Source organism: Lactimicrobium sp., from assembly GCF_036453465.1.
GTDB lineage: Bacteria > Bacillota_I > Bacilli_A > Erysipelotrichales > Erysipelotrichaceae > Bulleidia.
The window spans coordinates 81,339-90,746 of record NZ_JAZHUW010000003.1; the positions used below are offsets into that span (position 1 = coordinate 81,339).

Here is a 9,408-nt window from a genome sequence, read left to right on the forward strand (position 1 = left end):
AACCTGCACCCATGTAAATGGACGATTTGTCAGATCAATTCTCAGCTGTATACGCTGTGTAATCATCCGGAACGGTGATGCCAAGCTTTGCACATCTGTCCGCATCATATTCCTTGACCGGATTGTCATAGTACTCAATCGGCATATCGCTGATCTTTTCTTCACCTGTCAGAACTTTGACTGCCATCTTGCCGGTTGTCTTGCCAAGCTCATAGTAGTCAATGGACATTGTAGCAATACCACAGCCGCTCATGATGCCTTCCTCACCACAGATAATCGGAACACCGGCAGGCTCAGCAACATTGTTGATGGCTTCGGTGCAGCTGGCAGCCGTGTTATCGGTAGGAATATACAGAGCATCGCAGTCATTGCAGGCACTCTGGGTGACACTGGCAACATCATTGGAATCTGAGAACGTGTAGACCTTGACCGTCTTGCCATCCTGTTCGAGATACTTCTGTACCTGCTGTGCCTGATAGACACTGTTTGCCTCCGCAGAGCAGTACAGGATACCGATGGTCTTGGCATCTGGCAGCAGCTCATCGAACATCGCTGCCTGCTTGTCCAGCGGGGCCAGATCCGATGTACCGGAAATGTTGCCTCCGACGGTGCCGTTGAAATTGTCCAGAGAAAGGGCAACGCCGTATTCGGTAATGGCAGTGCCAAGTACCGGGATCGTGCTGGTGGCAGAAGCAGCTGCCTGCAGCGACGGGGTGGCATTGGCCAGAATCAGATCCACGCCCTGAGTGACAAACTGATTGGCAATGGTTGTACACTGGGCCGAATCATTGGAGGCATTCTTTAATGTGACCGTTACTTTGTCACCAAGCTCTGCCTTGAGCTCATCCTCAAAGCCCTGGCTGGCTGCATCCAGCGCCGGATGCTGCACAAGCTGGATAATGCCGACTGTGTAGGTGCCGTCACCTGAGCTTTTGGCATCTGCAGAGGAAACCGAGGCAGAGGCAGTAGGACTGGAAGCACAGCCTGCCAGAGCTGCGGCCAGAATACCTGCTGTCATCATCTTGCAAATATTTTTCATAGCTTTCATCTCCCTTGAAATATCTTACAGCATGCATGAATTTTATTACATTTAACACAAACAGGCAATACCAAGCGCACCAGAATTGCCGTCAAATCCGATTTTTTATGCTTTGCAAGCCACATTGTGATACCATAATAAAGAAATCGCTGAAGAGGACAAGTAACGTTCCATCCAGGTTAACAAGAGAGCAGACGGCTGGTGCAAGTCTGTATCCGGAAGAATGCGAAGCTGCCTGCTGAGAGCATGTTAATCCATGCCGTTTCCTGCGTTAAGGGATGAATTAAGGTGCACACACATGTGTGAACCAGGATGGTACCGCGTTGACAGCGTTCCTGGAGATCTGGAACGCTTTTTTATATTTATCAGGAGGTCATCATGACAAACAAACAGCTGACTGGCAATCAGGTACGCCAGATGTTCCTGGACTTCTTTGCGTCCAAGGGATGCATGGTCGAGCCCAGTGCCAGCCTCATTCCCCACAATGATCCAACCCTGCTTTGGATCAATGCCGGTGTTTCTGCCTTGAAGAAGTATTTTGACGGATCAGAAAAACCGGCCTGCAACCGTATCTGCAATGCCCAGAAGTCCATCCGGACCAACGACATTGAAAACGTCGGCAAGACAGCCCGCCATCATACATTCTTTGAAATGCTTGGCAACTTCTCTATCGGCGACTACTTCAAGACCGAGGCCATCACCTGGGCATGGGAGTTTCTGACCAGCCCGAAGTGGATCGGCTTTGATCCCAAGCGCCTGTATGTCACTGTCTATCCGGATGATGTGGATGCCTACAATCTCTGGGTAAAGGTCGGCATGGATCCCAAGCATATCCACAAGACCATGGATAACTTCTGGGAAATCGGCAGAGGCCCGGGCGGACCGGACACCGAGATCTACTATGACCGCGGTGAAAAGTATGATCCGAAGCACCTTGGTGAAAAACTGTTCTTTGAGGACATGGAAAATGACCGCTACATTGAGGTCTGGAACATCGTTTTCTCCCAGTATGACTGCCGTCCGGGTGAAGTTCCCCGCAGCGAGTATAAAGAACTGCCGCAGAAGAACATTGATACCGGCATGGGCCTGGAAAGACTTGTTGCTTTGATTCAGGATGGCGAGACAAACTTCGATACCGATCTCTTCCTGCCGATCATCCATGCCACTGAACAGTATGCGGCCCATCCGTATTCTGATCCGGCATACAAGATGGCATACCGTGTTATTGCCGATCATATCCGTACGGTAACATTTGCTATTGCGGACGGTGCCATGTTCTCCAATGAGGGCAGAGGCTATGTATTGCGTAGAGTATTGCGCAGAGCGGTCCGCTATGGCAGAAAGCTTGGCATTGACGGTGCCTTCATGTACAAACTCGTACAGGTTGTTGCCGACAACATGAAAGACTACTATCCGTATCTGGAAGACAAGGTCACTTTGATCAGCCGTCTGGTCAAGCAGGAGGAGGAATCCTTTGCCAAGACACTGGACAAGGGTGAGGATCTGCTCAATGCGGCCATGAAGGAACATGAAAAGGAAAAGGCGCTGCCTGGCGATGTCGTGTTCCGTTTGTATGATACATATGGCTTCCCGAAGGAGCTGACCACCGAGATTGCCCAGGATGCCGGGTATACGGTGGATGAAAAAGGTTTTGAGAAGGAAATGGAGCTGCAGAAGCAGAGAGCCAGAGATGCCCGTGCCAATGTGCAGTCCATGCATGGCCAGTCCAAGGATCTGATGGATTTCACCAAGGAAAGTGTGTTCACCGGCTATACAGACAAGACCTGTAAGGGTGAAGTCATCGGCCTGTTCCATGATGGCGTAGCGGTCAATGAGCTTTCCGGGGAAGGTGATGTCATTCTTTCCGAAACATGCTTCTATGCTGAAAGCGGCGGCCAGTGTGCTGATACCGGCAAGCTGTGGAATGATACGTTCAAGGCAGATGTTGTGGATGTGCAGAAAGCACCGCACAAACAGCATATGCATCATATCGACCATGTTGAGGGCATTGTTCACATCGGTGATGTGCTGGAAGGTGCCTATGACTATGCGGCAAGACAGAGAACAAGAGCGAACCATTCTTCTCTGCATCTGCTGCAGGCAGCACTGCGTCAGGTACTGGGTGATCACATTGCCCAGGCTGGTTCCTACAATGGACCTGACTATGGCCGTTTCGACTTCACGCATTTTGAAAAGCCAACGGCTGAGCAGCTGAAGGAAGTTGAGCGTATCGTCAACGAGAAGATCAATGAAGATCTGCCGGTCACAACCCAGGTACTGCCGATTGAAGAGGCAAAGAAGACCGGTGCTACCGCCCTGTTTGATGAGAAGTACGGTGATACGGTCAGAGTTGTTTCCATGGGTGATTTCTCCAAGGAATTCTGCGCCGGTACCCATGTTAATAACACCGGTGATCTGGGCAGCTTCCATATCCTGTCTGAGGAATCTGTTGGCTCTGGTGTACGCCGGATTACCTCTGTTACCAAGATGAAGTCCTATGACAGCTTCAAGCAGGAAGAGGAAACACTGGATGATCTGGCTGCTCTTCTCAAGCTGAAGAAGGCAGACGGCCTGCATGATCGCATTGAGAGACTGCTGGAAGAAAATGCGGCTCTCAAGAAGGAAGTGGCAGCAGCCAATGAGAAAGCTCTGCAGGCAGATGCGGAAAGCAAGCTGTCTCAGGCAAAGGAAATCAATGGCCTGCATGTGCTGAGCGTGAAGCTGAAGAACTTTGATGCTGGCGAGCTCAAGAAGTATGCCGAGCTGCTGCGCAATAAGATGCAGGATGGCTTTGTGTTTGTGGCTGATGAAACAAATGGCAAGGTTGTCTTTGTGGCAGCCAGCTCAAAGGCAGCAATTGCCAAGGGCCTCAAGGCTGGTGATGTTGTCAAGAAGGCAGCACAGATCTGCGGCGGCAATGGCGGCGGACGTCCGGATATGGCTCAGGCCGGCGGCCGTGATACTGCCAAGATTGATGAAGCAATTGCAGCAGTCAGGGAAACCATTGAAAATCTGTAAGCGCTATGATGAAAAACCGGATAACCGGTTTTTCTTTTGCCTGGAAGATGTGAAAATTTGCTGAAGTTTCGCATTGCATGCAGGCAGTTTTATATACTTTTTTTGCAATTTGTCCTAAAATAAGTAAAAGGAGGCTCGTATGAACAAGAATAATCAGGATGTAACGGAAACTGTCAGCTTTAATGCCGAAGAAATCCGCCGTTCCAATATCTGTGAGATATTAAAGCATGTATCACAGGCACTTGAGGAAAGAGGCTACAACTCGATCAATCAGCTTGCGGGCTATCTGATTTCCAATGATCCCGCATATATCTCCAGCCACAATAATGCCAGAAGCATTATTCAGTCTGTTGAGCGCCATGAGATCATTGAGGAGCTTGTCAGATTTTACCTTGAGGAGCACAAGTGAAGTATATCGGCCTTGATCTTGGCAGTGTCACCTGCGGGGTGTCGATCAGCCAGACCGGTCTGATTGCCGGTACCTATGAAACCATCCGCTTTAAGCCGGATGACTATGATTCTGCTCTGGACCAGGTGCTGGAAGTGATTGCCAAAGAGAAACCGGATGAGATTGTGCTTGGCATGCCGTATATGTTAAATGATGATATCGGACCAAGGGCACAGATCTGTCTGGAATTCGGAAAGCAGCTTGAAAAGGAAAGCGGTCTGCCGGTGCATATGCAGGATGAACGGATGACGACGGTAGAGTCGGAAGATATTCTTCTGCAGGCGGATGTATCACGGAAAAAGAGAAAGAAGGTCATCGATCAGATGGCTGCTGTTGCCATCCTGCAGAGATGGCTGGATAGTAGTAAAAGGGGCTGAGTGCCGCCTTTTGCTTTTGGGGAAAGGAATATTTGTATGACTGATGACAACCGCATGACGATCACCGACGACAATGGCCAGGAACACGAGGTGCATATTCTCTCTAATTTTGATGCCCCGGATGGCCGCCACTTTGTGCTGTTTGAAGATCCAAACAATCCCGATGCCGGTGTCTATGCCTATCAGTACGATGATGATGGCAACATGGATGTCGTAACGGATGAGAAGGATCTGGAAATGTGCGAAGAAGTACTTGGCGCTATCAGCGATCAGCTGGAAGGAGGATCTGATGGCAACTGAAGATACTGCCAGTCTGAACAATGAGGAAGAAAAGCAGCCAAAGAAAAAGAAGAAGCACAGTATCGTCTATCGGATTGTGTCAGTTCTTGTTCTGATTGGCATCGCCATCCTTGTATCGGAAGGGTACTACTATTATAAGTGCACACAGCCTGTGTCCAGCCAGAGTGAAACCGTAGAATTTACGGTGCCGGATGGGGCCACGATTTCTTCGGTATCTCAGGATCTGCAGTCTGCCGGATTGATCCGCAATGCGAAGATCGGCTATTACTTTGCCAAGCTGAATGGCTACAGTGATCTGTATGCCGGCAAGTTCAAGCTGGACAAGTCCATGACCCTGGATGCGATCTATCAGACACTGAACGATCAGAGTGCTGTGATTTCGGATGCTTCTGTCACCATCATTGAAGGTGACTGGGCCAAGGATGTGGCTGCCAAGATTGCCGCAGTCACCAATGTCACTGCGGATGATCTGATGAGTCTCTGGAACAATGCGGACTGGATCAGAGGCGAGATGAGCAAGTATCCATTCCTGACGGAGGATATGTTTGCGGATGGTGTCAGATGCTATCTGGAAGGCTATCTGGCCCCGGATACGTATTCCTTCAAGGCAGATAGCACTGCCCAGGAAATTACCGAAAAGATTCTCGATCAGACCCTTGCGGTATACAACCAGTACAAGGATCAGTTTGCGGCATCTGGCTATACGATTCATCAGATCTATACACTGGCTTCCATTGTGCAGTATGAAGGCGGCTCTCAGGATGAGGATGTGCTCAAGAACATTGCCTCGGTATTCTACAACCGTCTCAATGCTGATATGCCGCTGCAGTCTTCGGTTACTGTCTGCTATGCGATTGACTATGACAAGCAGACTGACAACTGGCAGTCCTGTGAGGTCAACAGTGATTTTGATTCTCCATACAATACCTATCTGCATGACGGCCTGCCTCCGGGAGCCATTGAAAATGCCGGTACGGCTGCTCTGGAAGCAGTGCTGAATCCGAACCAGACTGACTACTATTACTTCATGGCAGATGTATATGGGGATGGTACAGTTTACTTTGCAAAGACACTTGATGAGCACAATGCCAATGTGAACAAGTACCTGTATGGCAATTCATGATCCATTCTGTCTGTCTCTATCTGCATGATGGCAGCTGGTGGCTGCTGATGCTGCGCAACAAGAAAGCACATGATGTCAATCATGGCAAATGGATTGGCATTGGCGGCAAGATGGAACAAGGTGAAACACCAGAAGACTGTGCAATCCGGGAAACATGGGAAGAAACAAGGTATCGGCTGTGCAAACAGCAGCTGCAACTGCAGGGGACTGTGTTGTTTGACAGTCCGATGGCAGAGAAGGAAAAGATCTGGGTCTATGCTGTGGATGTCACGAAAAGGGATCTGCAGCCAAACCGGGAAGGCACATTTGCCTGGATCAAACAGGATGAGATCTTATCACTGCCGATGTGGGAGGCAGACAAAGTGTTTCTTAAAGAAGTGCTGAGTGGCGTGAAACAGCCGTTTTCCTATGTGGCAGTCTATGATGAAACGGGAAATCTGCTTGACTTGAAAAAGGGAGATGAAGCATGAGCAAACCGATTATTATTGGTATTGCCGGTGGGAGTGCATCCGGCAAGACAACCATTGCCGAAGAGATCCGCAATGCGTTTTCGGATGAGAAGAGTGTTCTGATCATCCGCCAGGATGACTATTACAAAGATCAGTCGGATATGCCGATGGAAGAGCGGCGCAAAACAAACTACGACCATCCGCTTGCCTTCGACAATGACCTGCTGATTTCACAGATTCATGATCTGCAGCAGGGCAAGCCGATTGAAAAGCCGAACTATGACTTCGTCAACCACACCAGAGCAAAGGAAACAACAACGCTGTATCCATGTGACGTGCTGATTCTGGAAGGCCTGTTTGTACTGGAAGTCAAAGAGATCCGTGATCTGCTGGATATCAAGGTATTCGTGGATACCGAGCCGGATATCCGTTTTATCCGCCGTCTGATCCGTGATGTCAAGGAAAGAGGCAGAACCCTGGATTCAGTTGTGAGCCAGTATGTCACTACCGTCAGAGTCATGCATGATTCCTTTGTGGAACCAAGCAAGAAGTATGCCAATATCATCATTCCGGAGGGCGGCTCCAACACGGTTGCGGTCGACCTTCTGATCACAAAAATCAGTAGCATCATCCACCATGGAATGCTATAATTACCGCGCAAATTTAATCAAATAAAGGAGTCGTTCATGTCTGAAGATAAAATTTATGTCACTGAAGAAGGCTTGAAAAAGTTACAGGATGAGTATGATAATCTTGTCCATGTTGTTCGTGAGGAAGTAAAGGCAGAACTTGCTGAAGCAAGATCCCTCGGCGACTTGTCCGAAAACGCCGATTATGATGCCGCCCGTGACAAGCAGTCTCAGGTTGAAAGCAGAATCGCTCAGCTGGAATCCATGCTGCAGCCGGGCCATTATGAGATCATCAATAAGAAGACCGGCCGTTCCAAGACAGTTTCCATTGGTTCCACAGTAACACTCCGTTTCCTGGATACCAAGGAAGAAGGAACTTATACAATCGTTGGTTCCACCGAAGCAGATCCGCTCAATGGAAAGCTCTCCAATGAAACAGCACTGGCCAAGGCCATCCTGGATCATAAGGTTGGCGAGACAGTGGATGTCAATGCCAAGCAGCCATATTCTGTTGAGATCCTGAAGACAAAGTAAGGTCCAAGCAAATAAGGCAGTGTATTTCAGATGTTGGAATACACTGTTTTTCTTTTGGAATTCAATAATAATGTTCCATGTTTCAGGATGTCAGGATTTGTGAAGCGATTCTACATTCATGTTTTAGGTTTGTACTTTTCTATCCGGAGTATGCAAAAACGATAATCCAAAGTCTTTCTGCTTGGTATATCATATAAATTAGAGAAGAAAATTATTCTTCATTTTGAAATGGATGTATATCTGATCATGCAGGATATAGAAGGGGGATATTATGGGAGATAAGTCTGATAATTATATTAGGTTTTCAAAACAAGCTGCTAAATTTGCAAAAGATGTTTCTGTTCAAGCAGGAAAATTGGCACAGGACGCTGGAGGTAAAACGCAGGAATTTGCGGGGGCTGCGGTTAAGGCTGTTTCGGATTCTACCGAAAAAGCAAAGCAGAAGATTGTGAGTGAAATTGATCAAAATGGCAATGGTGAAGTTGATATTGAAGATATTATCATCATTGGATTGAAGACTCCTGGCGTTCGTATTGATCGCAACAAATTCTTGATGAGTGAATTTCAGACAATTTATCCTAAGGAAATCGTACTGAAGGCAATCCGGTCTACACCTGAAAAAGCTGGGATTGAAAAAACGGATATTGATAAAGTCGCAAATGCTGTAATCGCTAGAGAGAGAAACGGTGTCAGTGGAATCAGCGCAGCTTTAGGAATGCCGGGTGGAATTGCAATGACAGCTACTATTCCTGCGGATATTGCTCAATATTATGGTTTTATGCTGCGGGCTGCACAAAAGTTAATGTATCTGTATGGTTTCCCTGCAATCAACGTTGAAGACAATGAAGGGGTATTTGATTCAGAAACGATCAATACGCTGATCCTGTGTTTAGGGATCATGTATGGTGTTGCCGGAGCGACCAATGCAATTAAGGCTATGGCAAAAGCATTTGCTTCCGGAGTAGAGAAAAAGCTGCTACGAGCTGCTCTTACTAAGGGAACGATTTATCCAATTGTAAAGAGTGTCGCTAAATGGTTCAGTGTAAATATGACCAAAGAAGTATTTGCTGGTTTCTTCAAACAGTCTATCCCAGTCGTTGGTGGTATTGTTGGTGGTGGACTAACCTTTGTAACGTTTGGACCATGCTGTAAAAGACTGAAAAAGTCACTTCTGGATACTGAGCTCTCTAATGCAAAGCATTGTGCAACGAAAGAGGAGAATGAGATATTTGATGCAATCGTTGAAGAACATTAGGACGTACTTTTTTCAAGCCAATTTGCTTTGCTGTTCAGGAGTATTTTACTTAAAGAAAGGTTCAATCCCAAAACCTGTTGATATAACGCCATGCAGGATGGGAATTTAATACGAGGGCATATTAACAAATTGGCGAATTTTGATTGCCAGCATAGATGATTGTGTAATGATATTTTTTCACCAGCTGATTCACTTCTAACCAGGTTAATGTATTCTCTCTTTGATTCATTACATAC

Annotated in this window: 10 protein-coding genes and 1 other annotated feature; of the genes, 9 read left to right on the plus strand and 1 reads right to left on the minus strand. The window is 47.5% G+C overall.

What is annotated here, in order from left to right:
- Positions 1–34: 34 nt before the first annotated feature.
- Positions 35–1,039, minus strand: a complete 1,005-nt coding sequence (locus tag SOI44_RS01640; protein WP_331347511.1) for an ABC transporter substrate-binding protein — start codon at positions 1,037–1,039, stop codon at positions 35–37.
- 140 nt (positions 1,040–1,179) lie between these two features.
- Positions 1,180–1,379: a binding site (T-box leader), on the plus strand.
- Positions 1,380–1,417: 38 nt separating this feature from the next.
- Between SOI44_RS01640 and alaS the strand changes: the two genes are divergently transcribed.
- From alaS to SOI44_RS01685, 9 genes are all read left to right on the plus strand, one after another.
- Positions 1,418–4,057 (plus strand): alanine--tRNA ligase, encoded by a 2,640-nt coding sequence (gene alaS, locus SOI44_RS01645; protein ID WP_331347512.1) that lies wholly within the window; start codon positions 1,418–1,420, stop codon positions 4,055–4,057.
- Positions 4,058–4,196: 139 nt separating this feature from the next.
- Positions 4,197–4,466 (plus strand): IreB family regulatory phosphoprotein, encoded by a 270-nt coding sequence (locus tag SOI44_RS01650; RefSeq protein ID WP_108775754.1) that lies wholly within the window; start codon positions 4,197–4,199, stop codon positions 4,464–4,466.
- The gene (ruvX, locus tag SOI44_RS01655; RefSeq protein ID WP_331347513.1) at positions 4,463–4,882 is read left to right on the plus strand and encodes a Holliday junction resolvase RuvX; all 420 of its coding nucleotides are present in this window, start codon (positions 4,463–4,465) and stop codon (positions 4,880–4,882) included. The genes SOI44_RS01650 and ruvX overlap by 4 nt, the downstream gene beginning before the upstream one ends.
- 36 nt (positions 4,883–4,918) lie before the next feature.
- The gene (locus SOI44_RS01660) at positions 4,919–5,182 is read left to right on the plus strand and encodes a DUF1292 domain-containing protein (protein WP_331347514.1); all 264 of its coding nucleotides are present in this window, start codon (positions 4,919–4,921) and stop codon (positions 5,180–5,182) included.
- Complete coding sequence (gene mltG / locus SOI44_RS01665; protein WP_331347515.1) at positions 5,172–6,305, plus strand: endolytic transglycosylase MltG; 1,134 nt, start codon at positions 5,172–5,174, stop codon at positions 6,303–6,305. The genes SOI44_RS01660 and mltG overlap by 11 nt, the downstream gene beginning before the upstream one ends.
- The gene (locus tag SOI44_RS01670; protein WP_331347516.1) at positions 6,302–6,775 is read left to right on the plus strand and encodes an NUDIX hydrolase; all 474 of its coding nucleotides are present in this window, start codon (positions 6,302–6,304) and stop codon (positions 6,773–6,775) included. Before mltG ends, SOI44_RS01670 begins: the two co-directional genes overlap by 4 nt.
- Complete coding sequence (gene udk, locus SOI44_RS01675) at positions 6,772–7,404, plus strand: uridine kinase (protein ID WP_331347517.1); 633 nt, start codon at positions 6,772–6,774, stop codon at positions 7,402–7,404. Before SOI44_RS01670 ends, udk begins: the two co-directional genes overlap by 4 nt.
- A gap of 36 nt (positions 7,405–7,440) precedes the next feature.
- Complete coding sequence (gene greA, locus SOI44_RS01680; RefSeq protein WP_331347518.1) at positions 7,441–7,917, plus strand: transcription elongation factor GreA; 477 nt, start codon at positions 7,441–7,443, stop codon at positions 7,915–7,917.
- Positions 7,918–8,188: 271 nt separating this feature from the next.
- Complete coding sequence (locus SOI44_RS01685) at positions 8,189–9,172, plus strand: hypothetical protein (protein ID WP_331347519.1); 984 nt, start codon at positions 8,189–8,191, stop codon at positions 9,170–9,172.
- Positions 9,173–9,408: the final 236 nt, after the last annotated feature.

What these genes read in the sequence shown, in the direction of transcription:
- SOI44_RS01640 (WP_331347511.1), bottom strand. Translation starts at nt 1,039, where the DNA reads ATGAAAAATATTTGCAAGATGATGACAGCAGGTATTCTGGCCGCAGCT.
- alaS (WP_331347512.1), top strand. Translation starts at nt 1,418, where the DNA reads ATGACAAACAAACAGCTGACTGGCAATCAGGTACGCCAGATGTTCCTG.
- SOI44_RS01650 (WP_108775754.1), top strand. Translation starts at nt 4,197, where the DNA reads ATGAACAAGAATAATCAGGATGTAACGGAAACTGTCAGCTTTAATGCC.
- SOI44_RS01660 (WP_331347514.1), top strand. Translation starts at nt 4,919, where the DNA reads ATGACTGATGACAACCGCATGACGATCACCGACGACAATGGCCAGGAA.
- mltG (WP_331347515.1), top strand. Translation starts at nt 5,172, where the DNA reads ATGGCAACTGAAGATACTGCCAGTCTGAACAATGAGGAAGAAAAGCAG.
- SOI44_RS01670 (WP_331347516.1), top strand. Translation starts at nt 6,302, where the DNA reads ATGATCCATTCTGTCTGTCTCTATCTGCATGATGGCAGCTGGTGGCTG.
- udk (WP_331347517.1), top strand. Translation starts at nt 6,772, where the DNA reads ATGAGCAAACCGATTATTATTGGTATTGCCGGTGGGAGTGCATCCGGC.
- greA (WP_331347518.1), top strand. Translation starts at nt 7,441, where the DNA reads ATGTCTGAAGATAAAATTTATGTCACTGAAGAAGGCTTGAAAAAGTTA.
- SOI44_RS01685 (WP_331347519.1), top strand. Translation starts at nt 8,189, where the DNA reads ATGGGAGATAAGTCTGATAATTATATTAGGTTTTCAAAACAAGCTGCT.